Source organism: Deltaproteobacteria bacterium (assembly GCA_016223005.1).
Taxonomy (GTDB): domain Bacteria; phylum Desulfobacterota; class GWC2-55-46; order UBA9637; family GWC2-42-11; genus JACRPW01.
Map to the genome: position 1 here is coordinate 1 of JACRPW010000061.1, position 14,645 is coordinate 14,645.

Consider the following 14,645-nt stretch of genomic DNA (forward strand, 5'->3'; position numbering starts at 1 on the left):
TCGAACCGCCGACCTCTACCGTGTCAAGGTAGCGCTCTAACCCCTGAGCTACGCGCCTGAAAAATCTTTATTTTTAATATGTTGATAAATTTAATATACCTCGGATAAACCTGTCAAGGTTTTTCTGTGGTTTGTCTGTGGTTTTTCTGTCAGTTTGTCCGTCAGTTGAACAGGCAACTCAAAAAAAACTATTGACATCGTTTTGATGCTATACTATATTAAAATCAAAATCAATGTTAACCCTATCAGTAAATTCAATCTAACAATTTATCCTTACCAATGTCTTACAATCTTCATAAATTAACAGCCGCAAGATAGTAAAGGAGAAACGGAAACCTTCCATATAAAGAGATTAGTACAAGTAGCGAGTAGCAAATGGTAATTCCTCTGATTTGAACAATAACCCTTAATTTGACTGTATGCAGGATATAAGTCGTTTACCTTGTCCATTCATGGACAGTATAGCCTGATTTACAAGTATATTTTTTCTACAGGAGAACATATGAATTTAAAAGAACTTAAAGAAAAGAAGATAAGCGATCTTACAACGCTTGCCAAACAATATAGCATAGAAGGTGCGACAAGCATGAGGAGGCAGGATTTGATATTTGCACTCCTGCAGTCTCAGGCAGAGCAAAACGGCATGATATACGGTGAGGGTGTTCTGGAGACACTGCCAGATGGTTTTGGCTTTCTTCGGGCACCTGATTATAATTATCTTCCGGGACCCGATGATATATATGTTTCGCCATCACAGATAAGAAGATTTAGTATGAGGACAGGTGATATTGTTTCAGGACAGATAAGACCTCCGAAAGAGGGTGAGCGATATTTTGCCCTTCTAAAGGTAGAAAAGGTAAACTATGAAGACCCTGAGATTGCCCGCGAAAAGATATTATTTGATAACCTAACGCCTTTATATCCGCAGGATAAGATAAAACTTGAAGTGCCTCCAAAAAGTGATTTATCTATGCGCATAATGGATATGTTCACACCGCTTGGCATGGGACAGAGGGGGCTTATTGTCTCTCCTCCAAGGGCAGGTAAAACTGTGCTGTTACAGAAGATTGCAAACAGCATAACAAAAAATCATCCTGAAATAGTCCTGATAGTGCTCTTGATTGATGAAAGACCTGAAGAGGTTACAGATATGCAACGTTCAGTCAAAGGCGAGGTAATATCCTCTACATTTGATGAACCAGCCCAGAGACATATACAGGTTGCAGAAATGGTTATTGAGAAGGCAAAGAGACTTGTAGAACACCAAAGGGATGTAGTGATACTTCTGGATTCCATTACAAGACTCGCAAGGGCCTACAATACAGTTGTCCCGCCCAGTGGAAAGGTTCTTTCAGGAGGTGTTGATTCAAACGCACTCCACAAACCAAAGAGATTTTTTGGCGCTGCAAGAAATATTGAAGAAGGCGGGAGTCTGACAATCCTTGCGACAGCGCTTGTTGAAACAGGCAGCCGTATGGATGAAGTAATATTTGAAGAATTTAAAGGCACAGGAAATATGGAGATTGTCCTTGACAGAAAACTTGCTGACAGGAGGATATTCCCTGCTATAGATTTAAACCGTTCTGGCACAAGAAAAGAGGAACTTCTCTTGGCAAAAGAAGAACTTAACCGTATCTGGATACTTCGCAAAGTCCTGCAGCCATTAAACCCTGTGGAGAGCATGGAGTTTCTTCTGGAGAAGATACAGAATACTGATTCAAATAAGAGTTTTTTAAATTCAATGAGTAAGTAGGGACAAGAACTTTAGCCCGCATTAGCCCGCAACTATCTGCCTTTATCAGAGACAAGGGGAACCATCTTATCTTTAAAATTGATGTCAAGAATACCGAATCTGTTTTAGGAATGACATATGGTGGGTAATAATGATTACAGAAACATTGTAAAACAAATAAAGGAATACCTTTGCTATCTAGAGGATATGGGCATAAGGGAGATACAATATAAGAAGTCAGAAGTCAGAGGTCGGAAGTCGGAAGATTTGACCGAAACTATAGGCACAGGGCTTAATATACGAAACTTGAATATTGAGTCTGGGGTCTTGAGTCTTGAATCTATTAAAGAAGAACTCGGTTACTGCAAAAGGTGCAATCTCTATAAAACTAGGACAAATATCGTTTTTGGAGTTGGAAATCCAAATGCAAAACTTATATTTGTCGGTGAGGGTCCTGGCGAAGATGAAGACCTGCAAGGTGAGCCGTTTGTGGGCAAGGCAGGACAACTTCTCACAAAAATTATTGAGGCAATGGGTTTAAATAGGCAGGATGTTTATATATGCAATGTTGTTAAGTGCAGACCGCCACAGAACAGAAATCCTGAACATGATGAAATATCAGCATGCAAGCCGTTTCTTGAGAAACAGATTGATACAATAAAGCCGCAGATTATCGTTGCACTAGGCAACCATGCTGCTCAAACGATTCTTAATACAGACAGAGGCATAACAAAAATCAGAGGACAGTTTTTTTATTACAGAGATAACATTAAGGTCATGCCGACATATCATCCATCTTACCTTTTGAGAAACGAGAGCAAGAAAAAAGAGGTTTGGGAGGATATGCAGAAGGTCATGGCTGAACTTGGGCTGGAGAAAAAGGCTAAAGATTAAACAATTCTGTTTATCTGTTTCAAAGAAGATGTTGTAAAGAAGATTGCAAAATAAAGTAATCCTTGATATATTCTGAACATGAAAAAAATATTGCTCACCTTTCTTTTCACAATATTTATCCACATCCCTGCATATGCCCAGACCATCCACTACCTGAAGGTTGAAGGCATTGTCAATCCTGTGATGTCTGAATTCATAATCAAGGGGATTGAGAATGCCTCAAAGAAAAAGGCAGAGGCTATTATCATACAACTTGATACCCCCGGCGGGCTTGATTTGTCAATGCGGGACATCACAAAGGCAATACTCTCTTCTGATGTGCCTGTTGTTGTCTATGTTGGCCCGAGCGGGGCAAGGGCTGCGTCAGCAGGCGTATTTATCACATATACAGCCCACATTGCTGCAATGACACCCGGGACAAATATCGGCGCTGCACACCCTGTTGCAATGGGCGGCGAAAAGATGGATGAGACAATGTCAAAAAAGGTTGAAAATGATGCTGTTGCATACATAAAAGGGATTGCAGCAAAAAAACACAGGAACGCAGATTGGGCTGAAAAGGCAGTGAGAGAAAGCGCATCCATCACAGCAGAAGAGGCATTGAAGATAAATGTAATAGAGATTATTGCCCCTGACAGAAATGCGCTCCTTGAGGCGATTGACGGCAGAAAGGTTGAGGTAACATCAGGTGAAAGGATTTTAAAGACAAAGGGCGCAGAGGTTAAAGATATTGAAATGGGTTTGAGATTAAGCATATTAAATGCAATAAGCAATCCCAATGTTGCGTATATCCTGATGATGATAGGTCTTATCGGCATATATTTTGAACTTTCAAATCCCGGCGCAATCCTGCCGGGTGTTGTGGGCGGCATATGCCTGATACTTGCATTCTATGCAATGCAAACCTTATCCGTAAATTATGCAGGCATACTTTTGATAGGTCTTGCTATTTTGTTTTTTATAGCAGAGATAAAGGTTGTGAGTTTCGGACTTTTGACTATTGCAGGGATTGTCGCCTTAACACTTGGTTCTTTGATGCTTTTTGAATCACCGCTTCCATTTATGAAACTATCTGTATGGGTTGTCCTGCCAATAGTCCTTATGTTCACAGCCTTATTCCTTGGCGCTATGTATTACGCTATTAGAATAAGACAGCGGATGCCTGTGAGCGGAAAAGAAGGTCTTATTGGTGTAATAGGCACTGCAAACACAGATATATTAAATGAGGGTAAGGTCTTCATAGAGGGTGAATACTGGGATGCATGGAGCGATGAACCGATAAAGACAGGAGAGAAGATAAAGGTTACAGAGGTGCAGGGCTTAAGGTTAAAGGTAACAAGACAACAGAATTAGGCTGCTGAAAGTTTTTCATTCGGTCTGGAAGTCTTCCTGTCTTCTTCAGATACCTTGCAATACCATAGGCAAAGACAAGCGGTATGTAGAGCAGAAAGAGGCATATTATCTCTTCATTATCATAATTGTTATAGCGGTTGCAAAGAAATTGTAAAAATATTTTATTTATCATTGCACACTCACCCTTAATACCTGCTCTGTAACCGCACCTGTTACTTCCTATCTTGCCTGCATCTCTTTTTCCCTTACCTCAAGTTCCTGATGGAGTTTTTCTGCATTCTTTCTTATATAGTCCCGAACCTTTGCATCAAGTTCTTTGACCCTTTCCAGATTGTTCTTGAACGTCTCCAAATCAAGACGGGCGAGGGAATAAAGTTCCCCTGTAGCAGGGTGCTGCCAGTGGTCAACCACCTCAACACCTGAAAAGGTCATGGCAGTAACTGTCTTTATTGCCTGTTCTACATGCTGTTCTTCTGCTGTAACCTTCACATCACCTGCCATTGTGGATGCAGCATAGTCTTTCATGAGAGATGCTGTATAGAATTGGAAGACCTTTGCAATCTCATTCCTTGCCCTGTTATCAGCTGCGGTCCTCATAAGCGATGCATTCTTGATACCAACAGCAGAACCGATACCATAAAATACCTTGCCCCTTTCACCGCCAAAGGCGCCGCTGCCGTTTACAACCCATTTTGGCGCATTCCAATCCTGGATTGGGGTATCTGCCTTCATCTCTTTGCCGCCACATCCTGAAAGGATAAAGACCCCAATTACTACTAAAAGATAAAGTTTTGTTAGACGCTTCATTTTACCTTCTTTTTGATTTTTAATTCTTTTTGTTCACTGTTTGTCAAAATCGGATTATTTGACATATTCAGCCATGACATAAATCTTTTTTCTTAGCCCTTTGTCTATAACTGATGGAATGAATTTATTCAGGAAGGCAAAGAACCTTTCAGGTCTGCCAATATAGACCTCATTCCTATCCTTTAATACCGCATCAACAACTATAGAGGCAACCTTATCTGGCGCATCAAGGTTCATACCTGTCCTTTCTGCCATTTCAAAAAACTCCTTTGATTGAGAGGTCTTTGTTGCCCTTGGCGCAATATATGTAACCCCAACACCTGTGCCTATTAGTTCCCTTCTAAGCGCCTCTGAAAAACCCCGTATTGCATATTTGCTTGCAGAGTATATGCCGAAGTAAGGAAAGGAAAGACTGCCAAACATGGAACCGATATTTACAACCCTTCCTGTGCCTCTCCTTAACATTCCTGATAATACCGACTGTGTAAGCCTTATAGGTGCGTATACATTAAGCATAATCGTAGTCAGCACTTCCTTATCCGTATGGCTTTTGATAGGTTTGAATACTGTAATACCTGCATTATTGATAAGTATGTCTATGTCGCCAAGTTCCTTCTCTGCCCTTAACACAATATCCTTGAGCCCATCTTCCTTTGTTATATCTGCTGCTATGATGCTTGCCTTGACACCCCTTGCCTTACACTCCAGAGCAATCGGGTTAATAGATTCCTTCCTTACATCTACAAGTGCAATGTTTACACCTTCTCGCGCAAAGGCAAGTGCAATTTTGCTGCCTATGCCGCCGCCTGCACCTGTTATTATTGCATTTCTACCCTTTAATTCCATAGTCCCTCCTTTACCTTTTTAAGTAACTCCTGCCTTTCTTTTGCCATAACCATTGTAGACCAGTAACATCCTGAACAGTCCTTTGCCTCCTTCCACCACTCATCTTTAAATCTTTGGTAATTACCCTTATCTCTAATATCAAAAATTGTAAACATTTGCGCCACCTTGCCCCTTACATTAATACAGTTCATAAGCCCCCCATCAGCATCTATAGTAAGCCGAGGAGGTGCGGATGCATCTTTACATGAGAAACACTTCCAGTTCAGGTCAACACCAAAATCAGGGATGCCTTTTATATAAGACTCTGTTGGAAGGATAGTTGCCCCCTGCCTTTTCATTGCTAAAATCTCCTCTGTTATCCCTTTAAGTCTTTCCCTGTGTTCGTCCATAAGTCTATAGTTCTTATCTGCAATATCTATCTTGTCCCAGTTATCACCCTTACCCCAGATAACAGGGCAGATATTTACCCATATCCCATCATCGCAGAGGCACTTGACCACATCCGCAACATTACTGATATTCGTCCCGGATATAACAATGTTGGCGCACAGGTATGGAACACCCAGAGCCTTTAATCTTTTAAGCATCTTCATGCCTGCACTTGATTTTTTAAGGTCATGCAGTTCATTGTTTTTACCCCCTATAACATCTATGCTTGCCACATAAGCCTTAAGCCCTGCATCCACCATCTCCTTTAGTTTCTTATCATTAAAAACCGAGTTTGAGACAATGGAATACTCCATAGATGTATTGTTCAGGTGTCTTATCAGTTTTCCAAGACCATCCACTACTGTGGGTTCACCGCCTGCTATGTTTATGAACCTGATGCCAAGTCCTTCAAGGATATTAAAGACCTCTATCCACTGGTCTGTACTTAGTTCTTGCGGAAGTTCTGTCTTTATAATCTTGCAGTATTGACACTTAAGGTTGCACTGCCTTGTTAGATATACAGAACTCTCTATAATATCAGTCTCCTGCAGTAATTCTGGTGTTACCCTGAACTTTTCCCATAAGAGGTCAGGTGTGTAATCCTTTGGTGTTAATTTGCCGCATAAGTTTTCCATCACTAATTTTCTCCTCTTCCGTTTATTTGCCTGATTCCTTGCTAATCCTTTCTTTTAATCTCTCTGCCTCTTTTTTATCCCTCAAATCTTCAACTATCTTTTTAGGATTGAGTTCTGCATCAAGGATTATATCTGCCTCTTTAAGAGATTTGTCTATCTTACCTGCATGGTATAAAGATTCTGCATAGAAGAGATGATTGGTAAGGTTTTCCGGACCTGTCCCAACAGCAAGAGAAAGTAATCTAAGCGCCTCTTTCTTGTCAGGCCATGAAAGGATAAGAGGTATGTATGGCGCCTTGAAGTGAAGCCTCCCAAGCGCCCTGTATCCGCCGCCATCAGCATACTTTGGATCTAATGAGATAACCTTCTCTGCAAAACCTCTTATCTTTTCTGCAACCCCCTGTCTTGCTGATGCAATAATGCCGTTTGCCTCCCCCCATCTGCCCCAGCACCCTGACATCTGATAATTTATGGCAACACTGTTAGGGTATCTCTTTATACCGTATTCTCCTATCTTTATTGCCCTGTTTAATATCTCTTTTTGCCTTGCAGGGTCTTTCTCTGCATAGGTTGCATAAAAATACGATGCCTTAAGTATCTTCTCTATCAGTTCCTCTGAAGGTTCACCTGTTTCATACGCCTTCAGATATGAGGATAATGCATTTTCAATCGGCAGGGTATCTGCCCAATCACCATCATTGTTTTCTCCCCTCTGATTAAAAAAGTTGTCCCCCCTTTCTATCCATTCCCTTTGAATTTCAGAGCCATATGATACAGAAGATATGGCAAAAAACATGATAAATACTGTAAGTACCTTAAACTTTAACATTATTGTAATACCTCCTTTCCTTTATAGGTTTCCATTATCTCTTTTCTTTTTAGTCTTCCATCTTGTGTAGCCGTGCCTTTTTCTGCTGTCCAAGGTTCGTTGATAACGGCAATAGATTTTACATGGGCATATTCAGGCAGATTGGATGAAACTGCATGAATCTCCTTAAGCATCTCTTCCAGAATCAAAGGGTGATTTAGCATCTTGTTGCCTCTTGTATTAATATCAAGTCTTACTAACGCATATTTTAACCATAAAGGATTAGGAACAATCAGTGCAGAGGGATAAGGCTTGCCATCTCCATATACCATAACCTGCGTTATTGCCTTGCTTGCGGCTAGTTCCGCCTCTATCCATTCAGGCGAGATATTTCGCCCATTAGACAAAACAAATATATTATCCTTTCTTCCTGTTATATATAAATACCCCTCATTGTCCATGTAACCCATATCCCCTGTAGCCCATGATAATAGTATGGCATTCACAGGTTCATTGGTGTAACCTGCCATGAGTCCATCACCACTTACAAGTATCTCGCCGTCTTTTGCTATTTCTACCCTTGCATGCTCCAGCGGCATACCAACACTGCCTGCCCTGTTAATGCCTTCTCCATTAAGTGATACAACAGATGTACATTCAGAAAGCCCGTAACCCTGATAAAGTGGAATTCCAATTTCTTTACTTTTTTCTATAAGAACATTGGACAAGGGAGCGCCGCCGCAGGCAACAAACCTTAAATTGTGAAATTTGCGAGTGAAATACTTGAACCTTTCCAGACCCTTAATAACAGCATCAAGGATAAATGGAACAACTATAAGAGATGTTGGGTTAAAATCTGAAATAAGTCTTATAATGTTTTCAGGTAGATGGACAAGATTGTTAGGATTGTATCCTAATGGATAAACAATACTTGCACCAACTGTCAGCGGCAGATACAGACCTCCTATTGCCTCAAGGAGTGTAGAAAGCGGCAGTAAAGAAAGGTGTCTGTCATTACTATCTGCCTTTGTTCTTAATATCAGTGAGTTAGTTACTGACTCTATTGCCTTCAGACGAATCATTACCCCTTTCGGACTGCCTGTTGTGCCAGATGTATAGATAATCTTTACGAGCCTGTCGCCTGATACCTTTAACTCACTTACCTGAACATCTGAACCATCTTTCAAAAGAACTTCAAGGGATTGGCTAGATATTATAGTAGGATTTATCTTTAGTGGAAAAGAGCCTTCTAATCTATTAATGAGACATGGTTCAATGATTAATATATCCAGATTTGCATCACTGATTATATGTCTTATCTGTTCCTGTGAGAAAAAGACAGGGAGCGGAACCACAACAGCGCCCTTAAGCATGAGGGCTATATCATAGATTCCCCACAATGGGCTGTTTGTCATAAATAACCCAACCCTTTTCTCTAAGACATGAGGAAGATGTTTCACCACACGCAGGATGGATTCCTTTAATGCCCTGTAAGTAAATGGTAAAATAGATTCTCTATCAGGGCTAACCGAAGACCAGTGTTCTATAGCATTCCACAACTGCACTTTAATGCCTCCTCTTTTTCATATCCTTCCACCTCTGCCAGATTCATACCCCGTATAAACATATCCTTTATCAATATACTCATATCATCAGAAAGACCCATATCTACATTTCCCAGCACATTCTCTATCTCTTTCAAACACATCTTCAGGTCTATAAAGATAACATGAGGCTGCGAATCATAATAGTTACCCCAATCAGCAGCACCCTCTTTAAGTCTATCCCTGTCAGCTTTTTTAATAGTATAAAAAGGTATTTTGAAATTAGAAAATGTATTACTGATGCTCTGGACTGCTGTGCAGACAATAAACCTCTTTCCATTCTGCGTAAGATACCCTGCGAGACCTGCCATCATCAATCTGCAGAGTCCACCCTGTAATACAGCCATTGTTCCCACCTCAACAATCTCCTCCCTTTTTATATCCTCACCTATGCACCCTGATATTTCTTCCTCAACAGGTCTGTCAAGATATTGCTCAAGAAAGAATCTGCCTGATTCATGGGTGTTTATGCCAACACAGGAGAGGACACCGTATCTATTTGATATAAGTGTTAACAGTTCTTTGCAAAAGGTATTTAGATTTGCACCGTATCTCTTTCTATAGACCCTGCGGGCGAACCCTTGCACCAGAGGCATTAACACATCTTCTTTCTTAACCATATCAAGCCTGAGTTCTTTTACACTTATATTACCCAGCCCTGTCATCAGTCTATTCTTCAATTTTATCCTCCTTGAAATTGGTCTTGCCTTTTCTAATTTCAAATCCTGTGCCAAAACTATGGAATAGATTATTAAACTTACGCAATATTATTGGTAGATAGGTTTAACTTATTGATTTACAATGTATTTTTGTGGCAAGGTTTAACTAATAGTAAAGTCAAATGTCTTGAAAAAGCAGGTTGGTTTTTGAATCTTCAGGCAGGTAAATATACAAATATTTGCATACTTATAAAAATCTTTGTATGCTATATACAGCACCCAAAAAATGTATCCCCACGCATTAATATCATCACCTCTTTTAAAGGCACTTTCTTTTCTTTCGCAATCCTTTTGCAGTCTTCATATTCAGGCTGGACATTCACTATCTTACCATCCAATTTAGACACCTTCACATTTATTTTTCCATATCTGGTAGAAACTTTTTTTATTTCTCTTGCAAGGCAATACCTGTCTACAGAATATATCCTTATGCCTATAGATGTTGTTTCTCTAAATATTATCTCAAGGAGTTTATCTTTTTTATCTTCTTCACATAGACAGTTTAAAAGCACAGCAGGTCTGTTCTTTTTCATCTGGATTGGAGTTAAAAATACATCCAATGCGCCTGCCTCAAAAAGTCTTTCCATCACATACTCATAAACCTGCGGATTCATATCATCAATGTTTGTTTCAAGCATGATAAGCCGTGAACCGTGAGCCGTAAGCCGTGAGCCGTGAACATTTTCACCTATAATTACACGCAAGATATTCGGCATTTCTTTAAAATTCTTATCCCCAACCCCATAGCCAGTCTTTAAAATATTCATCTGTGGGATTTCTCCAAAACTATGTGCAAGTGTTTTTATAATAGCAGCGCCTGTCGGCGTAGTAATCTCATCTTTCACATGAGAGGGTTGGGTTGGCACACCTTTTAATATCTCAATTGCTGCAGGTGCTGGCACAGGCATTATGCCGTGTGAAGTTTTAACCATACCGCTGCCTAATGGTATTGGCGATGAATAGACCTCCTCAATACCAAGTTCATTTATGCCAATTGCTGCACCTACTATGTCAATTATTGAATCAACAGCCCCAACCTCATGAAAATGGACATCGTCAATCTTGCAGTTATGAATCTTTGCCTCTGCCTCTGCAAGGGTCTTAAATATTTTAAGACTCAAGTCTTTTACAGGTTTTTTGAGTTTACTTTTTTCAATCAGTTTTTTTATATCAATGTATGTCCGTTTCTCCTGACACCTGACTTCTGACACCTGACACCTGAATTTTGTCCCTGTGATTGAATGCCTCTTGTCCTTTTCTGCAATCAAGGTATAATTCTTTAACGGCAGTTTTTTAAGTTCTCTTTTGAGCGCATTTATATCAAGTCCAATATCAATAAACGCACCAACAGTCATATCCCCGCTTATGCCAGAAAAGCAGTCAAAGTATGCTGTCTTCACTCTATCTATATCTCCGCATGGTGTTAATTTTTATAGTCCGCCATATTATCAATCTCACGTTCAAGAACGGAGGTGTCGGCGTTGGGGTCTTTTTGCTTGGCGGCAAGGATGTGGTCCACGAAGGTGATGAAATATATTCTCCCCAAATTACAAGTTTAACTTTTTCTTTAAATCTTTATGTCCTACCCATTTTTTATTTTTCAATTTTGTTTCTATCGCAGAATAGTAATCTATCCTATCCTCCTCAATCTCTTTCAGTTTAATATACTCCCTATAATCCAATATCACGGCTATGGGTTTATTTTCTTCTTTAATAACCTGTGTCTTAATCATTGATAAACCTCCTGTCTATGTTTGACTTCATAAATTGACATCGTATTCCCATCGTCTTCAAAGATAACCCTATAATTTCCCACCCGCAGTCTTTTCAAATCTTCATATTTGCCTTTTAAGACTTTTATATCAAAACTGCCGGATGGATTTTCCGCATATGCTTCTATTGCTTCTATTATCATCACAGCGCTTTTTCTATCACCCTTTTTAATCCTTGCAATTTGCTTTGATGATTTTTCAGAATATCTAATCTCCATATTACCCTTTCCCCTCCACAATTGCAATCTCATCTTCTGTCAAGCCATAGAGTTTATAGACCATCTGGTCATTTGTTTTTTGTATTTGCAGGCATTGGGAATATGGGAAGTTTTCCTCTATTTATCTTGCAAGTAGTCTTTGATGGTTTTTACAAAATTTACGACCTCAGGGAGCATCTCGTCCACATCTTTTTGTGTAACTTCCGACTGTTCCATATAATCGCCTTTCTGTCTGAGTTCAAATGCCCTATGCAATGTCTTTGACATGCCTTTATCAAATATCCCTGTCTTAATAAATTCCCTGTCAAACAAAGATATTGCGCCAATATGTTTTGATGTGCCAAGATGTTTCTCCTGAAGGAGAGCAAGCACAGCATAAAACATGGAATAATACAAACGGTTCATCACAGCGCGCAGACTCATTTTTTCTTTGAGAAGAACCTTTGCCTCTTCTATGGAATCATCCGCTTGTTTAAGCCTGTGTCCTATTAGCAAAAGCAATTCGTCTGTCATACAGTTACTCCTTCAGCGTAAATACTCTTAATAAAAACAGATTCACGAATCGGGCTGTTTTTTAATCTATCAAGAGTTATTGCAATCGGCATTATGACAATATCTTCAGGAAATCCGGCCTCCCATGCGCAATCGCTTATATATTTTTCTATTTCATGATCAAGATAGTCTACGACAACAAGGACATCAAGGTCTGATTCCTCGGTAGCATCGCCCCTTGCCCTTGAGCCAAAAACCCTGATTTCATGAACCTTTGCTTTCTGTGATACAAGGGATTCAAATTTCTCTATGACTCTAATATCTTTTTTATGCATTGTTTGTCTCCTATGTTTAAATCGCTTTAATTCTACCCCTTCCCCTCCACAATCGCAATTTCATCGTCTGTCAAGCCGTATAATTTATAGACCATTTCGTCAATCTGGCGTTCAAAGGCAGAGGTGTCGGCGTTAGGGTCTTTTTGCTTGGCGGCAAGGATTTGGTCAACGAGGGTGATGAAGGGCTGCATTTAGAGTTTAGATAATGTGTTGCTATGCAACAACTAATTCAACAGGCAATGGTTTATCAATTCCAACAGTCTTGCTGACATAAAGTTTTTCAATGCCAATGGTCTTTCCGCTTTTGTCTTTTTTGAGGATAATACCCTCTCCTGCCTCTTCGCATGTAACTTCATCTTCAGGATTTCCGAACCAAATATCCATAGTATCGGATTCATGGTTGTAATAGACCTTTACTTTGTCCATACTATATTTCCCTCCTTCACCTTATCTGTGGGATAAGAAGTTATTAGAAACCCTTCTATCCCCTATGTGCTTGGCCACCACGCAGTATAGTTTATCAAATTGTTTATAGTAAAGAAAGACATCTTTATCCGTAATACTTTGCCTTATTTCGTCAGGAGATTGCAGGATGGTCTTCACAATATCTTCTTTGTCTTTCATTGTCGGGTGTTTTATAGTTATAAGGTATTCCCAATACTGAACTGTTGTTCTTACATCAACACCAAGAGGCGTATTTACGGAAAAGTATATTTCTGATTCCATTTCTCCCCTCCACAACTGCAATCTCCTGCCTTCTGTTCTGAAAGATAATGCGCCTGCGGCTTTTCCCTTTTGCAAGACAGAAGAATAATGTCTGTCCTGATTTTCATTCAATTTTTATTTTGCTTTTTGATTCATTTTATCTCTTTATCAAGCCTTCTCTTCCATACGCTGATTAAAGGTTGCCAGTCAAGATTGTCTGCCCTTGAAAGGGCAGCAAGATATTCTGTCCTTCCCTGCTTATCCTTTTCATCAGGAACCAACTGCACAGGCGGTAAATTAAGTCTGTAAAGAAGCGTAAAAAGAAGCATTCTAATTACACGGCCATTAAAATCAAGAAAGGGATGAATGTTTAAAAAACGCCCTTCAGCAAAGGCAAGGGTTTCAAGAAGAATATCGCTAACAGGAGGCTTTAGGCCAACAAGCGACAATCTATATTCCAAGTCCTCGCAGTATTGTTTTATCAGGACAGGAACCTCAAAATTGTGAGGGGGATTATATTTGCCGACAACGACATCCCTATCCCTGTATCTGCCTGCCCATGACGGGAAAAGCTCTCCAAAGGCATCTTTATGAAGTTTGCAGATAAGCTCAGGGGTTACTGTTAATTCAGTCGGTTTGCAATCAATGATTTCTGCCATAACCCGCTCCACACCTTTTGCAAGATATGGAGCAAGTTCAGCATAAGATTTAATGCCAAGGCTGGATTCTAAGAACCGTGTGGTTGAGGAATATTCTTCAGTGTCTTCAGATACTCTTTCAACATTTTCAGGCTTACCTTTTCCCCTTCGAATGCCATAGAGGAGCTCACCTGTTCTGGAATGCTTTCCAGATACCTTTTTCTTCTTTCTTCCTGCGTTAGGGTCGTTCTCCAACGCTCCACCATGTTTTTTTGAGTTCCTTGTTTTCTCATTTGATTTCCCTTTTTGATTACCTTTGCTGAAGTTTACCATATAATCCTTATAAAATACAACCGCCGCTAACACTGATTAGCACATTGCGAATATTAATGCACTCATTATGCGCCTGCGGCGTTTCCCTTTTGCAAGACAGATAAAAGCGCCTGTTGTCCTAATTAAAAGCAAATGCCAATGTAAACAACGAATATACGCCATTCTCAAATAATTAGAACCGTCCCATTAAACACGCACTGTTCTGCAAGATAATGAGCCTGCGGCTTTTCTCTATCGCAAGACAGAAGAAAAATGCCTGTGACAATTTCATATTCCCCTTGAAGCAAAAGATTGTCATGTGTGTAGACCAGACCCTCTGACTCCT

Annotated in this window: 17 protein-coding genes and 1 pseudogene; 3 read left to right on the forward strand and 15 right to left on the reverse strand. The window is 40.0% G+C overall.

The features are described 5' to 3' along the window. Window positions 1-502 precede the first annotated feature (502 nt). The 3 genes from rho to HZC45_06720 all read left to right on the forward strand — a co-directional run bounded on the left by rho (window position 503) and on the right by HZC45_06720 (window position 3,979). Window positions 503-1,753: a transcription termination factor Rho gene (rho, locus tag HZC45_06710; GenBank protein MBI5682837.1), complete on the forward strand. Its 1,251-nt coding sequence runs from the start codon at window positions 503-505 to the stop codon at window positions 1,751-1,753. A gap of 117 nt (window positions 1,754-1,870) precedes the next feature. Beyond that, window positions 1,871-2,626: a uracil-DNA glycosylase gene (locus HZC45_06715; GenBank protein ID MBI5682838.1), complete on the forward strand. Its 756-nt coding sequence runs from the start codon at window positions 1,871-1,873 to the stop codon at window positions 2,624-2,626. Between the two features lie 78 nt (window positions 2,627-2,704). Further along, window positions 2,705-3,979, forward strand: a complete 1,275-nt coding sequence (locus tag HZC45_06720) for a nodulation protein NfeD (GenBank protein MBI5682839.1) — start codon at window positions 2,705-2,707, stop codon at window positions 3,977-3,979. A gap of 219 nt (window positions 3,980-4,198) precedes the next feature. On the opposite strand, the gene HZC45_06725 is transcribed toward HZC45_06720, so the two are convergent. From HZC45_06725 to HZC45_06795, 15 genes and pseudogenes are all read right to left on the reverse strand, one after another. Continuing rightward, window positions 4,199-4,786 carry an LPP20 family lipoprotein gene (locus HZC45_06725; GenBank protein MBI5682840.1) on the reverse strand — a complete coding sequence of 196 codons (588 nt, stop codon included), beginning with the start codon at window positions 4,784-4,786 and terminating at the stop codon, window positions 4,199-4,201. Window positions 4,787-4,840: 54 nt separating this feature from the next. Further along, window positions 4,841-5,632, reverse strand: coding sequence for an SDR family oxidoreductase (locus HZC45_06730; protein MBI5682841.1), 792 nt, complete (start codon window positions 5,630-5,632; stop codon window positions 4,841-4,843). After that, window positions 5,623-6,696: a radical SAM protein gene (locus tag HZC45_06735; protein MBI5682842.1), complete on the reverse strand. Its 1,074-nt coding sequence runs from the start codon at window positions 6,694-6,696 to the stop codon at window positions 5,623-5,625. The genes HZC45_06730 and HZC45_06735 overlap by 10 nt, the downstream gene beginning before the upstream one ends. 22 nt (window positions 6,697-6,718) lie before the next feature. Continuing rightward, window positions 6,719-7,525, reverse strand: coding sequence for a hypothetical protein (locus HZC45_06740; GenBank protein MBI5682843.1), 807 nt, complete (start codon window positions 7,523-7,525; stop codon window positions 6,719-6,721). After that, on the reverse strand, window positions 7,525-9,069 hold the full coding sequence (locus HZC45_06745) for an AMP-binding protein (GenBank protein ID MBI5682844.1): 1,545 nt from the start codon (window positions 9,067-9,069) through the stop codon (window positions 7,525-7,527). Before HZC45_06745 ends, HZC45_06740 begins: the two co-directional genes overlap by 1 nt. Next, window positions 9,048-9,788, reverse strand: coding sequence for a thermostable hemolysin (locus HZC45_06750; protein ID MBI5682845.1), 741 nt, complete (start codon window positions 9,786-9,788; stop codon window positions 9,048-9,050). The genes HZC45_06745 and HZC45_06750 overlap by 22 nt, the downstream gene beginning before the upstream one ends. Window positions 9,789-10,033: 245 nt before the next feature. After that, window positions 10,034-11,227 carry a nickel pincer cofactor biosynthesis protein LarC gene (gene larC / locus HZC45_06755; GenBank protein ID MBI5682846.1) on the reverse strand — a complete coding sequence of 398 codons (1,194 nt, stop codon included), beginning with the start codon at window positions 11,225-11,227 and terminating at the stop codon, window positions 10,034-10,036. Window positions 11,228-11,374: 147 nt separating this feature from the next. Then, the gene (locus HZC45_06760) at window positions 11,375-11,560 is read right to left on the reverse strand and encodes a hypothetical protein (protein MBI5682847.1); all 186 of its coding nucleotides are present in this window, start codon (window positions 11,558-11,560) and stop codon (window positions 11,375-11,377) included. Continuing rightward, window positions 11,557-11,817 carry a type II toxin-antitoxin system RelE/ParE family toxin gene (locus HZC45_06765; protein MBI5682848.1) on the reverse strand — a complete coding sequence of 87 codons (261 nt, stop codon included), beginning with the start codon at window positions 11,815-11,817 and terminating at the stop codon, window positions 11,557-11,559. Before HZC45_06765 ends, HZC45_06760 begins: the two co-directional genes overlap by 4 nt. A 117-nt stretch (window positions 11,818-11,934) precedes the next feature. Next, complete coding sequence (locus HZC45_06770; GenBank protein MBI5682849.1) at window positions 11,935-12,330, reverse strand: HEPN domain-containing protein; 396 nt, start codon at window positions 12,328-12,330, stop codon at window positions 11,935-11,937. Continuing rightward, on the reverse strand, window positions 12,327-12,644 hold the full coding sequence (locus tag HZC45_06775) for a nucleotidyltransferase domain-containing protein (protein MBI5682850.1): 318 nt from the start codon (window positions 12,642-12,644) through the stop codon (window positions 12,327-12,329). The genes HZC45_06770 and HZC45_06775 overlap by 4 nt, the downstream gene beginning before the upstream one ends. A gap of 32 nt (window positions 12,645-12,676) precedes the next feature. Beyond that, entirely contained in the window at window positions 12,677-12,835 is a 159-nt protein-coding gene (locus HZC45_06780) for a hypothetical protein (GenBank protein ID MBI5682851.1), read from the reverse strand. A 22-nt stretch (window positions 12,836-12,857) separates the two neighbouring features. Then, on the reverse strand, window positions 12,858-13,070 hold the full coding sequence (locus tag HZC45_06785; protein ID MBI5682852.1) for a DUF2283 domain-containing protein: 213 nt from the start codon (window positions 13,068-13,070) through the stop codon (window positions 12,858-12,860). Beyond that, window positions 13,058-13,370 (reverse strand): annotated as a pseudogene (locus HZC45_06790) (DUF4258 domain-containing protein). The gene HZC45_06785 and the pseudogene HZC45_06790 overlap by 13 nt, the downstream one beginning before the upstream one ends. Window positions 13,371-13,501: 131 nt before the next feature. Continuing rightward, window positions 13,502-14,320, reverse strand: a complete 819-nt coding sequence (locus HZC45_06795) for a Fic family protein (GenBank protein MBI5682853.1) — start codon at window positions 14,318-14,320, stop codon at window positions 13,502-13,504. Window positions 14,321-14,645 lie beyond the last annotated feature (325 nt).

Bases quoted from the DNA above. Each gene is read 5' to 3' on its own strand.
- HZC45_06775 (MBI5682850.1), bottom strand. From the start codon at position 12,644: ATGCATAAAAAAGATATTAGAGTCATAGAGAAATTTGAATCCCTTGTA.
- HZC45_06715 (MBI5682838.1), top strand. From the start codon at position 1,871: ATGGTGGGTAATAATGATTACAGAAACATTGTAAAACAAATAAAGGAA.
- HZC45_06785 (MBI5682852.1), bottom strand. From the start codon at position 13,070: ATGGACAAAGTAAAGGTCTATTACAACCATGAATCCGATACTATGGAT.
- HZC45_06725 (MBI5682840.1), bottom strand. From the start codon at position 4,786: ATGAAGCGTCTAACAAAACTTTATCTTTTAGTAGTAATTGGGGTCTTT.
- HZC45_06765 (MBI5682848.1), bottom strand. From the start codon at position 11,817: ATGGAGATTAGATATTCTGAAAAATCATCAAAGCAAATTGCAAGGATT.
- HZC45_06770 (MBI5682849.1), bottom strand. From the start codon at position 12,330: ATGACAGACGAATTGCTTTTGCTAATAGGACACAGGCTTAAACAAGCG.
- HZC45_06720 (MBI5682839.1), top strand. From the start codon at position 2,705: ATGAAAAAAATATTGCTCACCTTTCTTTTCACAATATTTATCCACATC.
- rho (MBI5682837.1), top strand. From the start codon at position 503: ATGAATTTAAAAGAACTTAAAGAAAAGAAGATAAGCGATCTTACAACG.
- HZC45_06730 (MBI5682841.1), bottom strand. From the start codon at position 5,632: ATGGAATTAAAGGGTAGAAATGCAATAATAACAGGTGCAGGCGGCGGC.
- HZC45_06760 (MBI5682847.1), bottom strand. From the start codon at position 11,560: ATGATTAAGACACAGGTTATTAAAGAAGAAAATAAACCCATAGCCGTG.
- HZC45_06740 (MBI5682843.1), bottom strand. From the start codon at position 7,525: ATGTTAAAGTTTAAGGTACTTACAGTATTTATCATGTTTTTTGCCATA.
- HZC45_06795 (MBI5682853.1), bottom strand. From the start codon at position 14,320: ATGGTAAACTTCAGCAAAGGTAATCAAAAAGGGAAATCAAATGAGAAA.
- HZC45_06735 (MBI5682842.1), bottom strand. From the start codon at position 6,696: ATGGAAAACTTATGCGGCAAATTAACACCAAAGGATTACACACCTGAC.
- HZC45_06780 (MBI5682851.1), bottom strand. From the start codon at position 12,835: ATGCAGCCCTTCATCACCCTCGTTGACCAAATCCTTGCCGCCAAGCAA.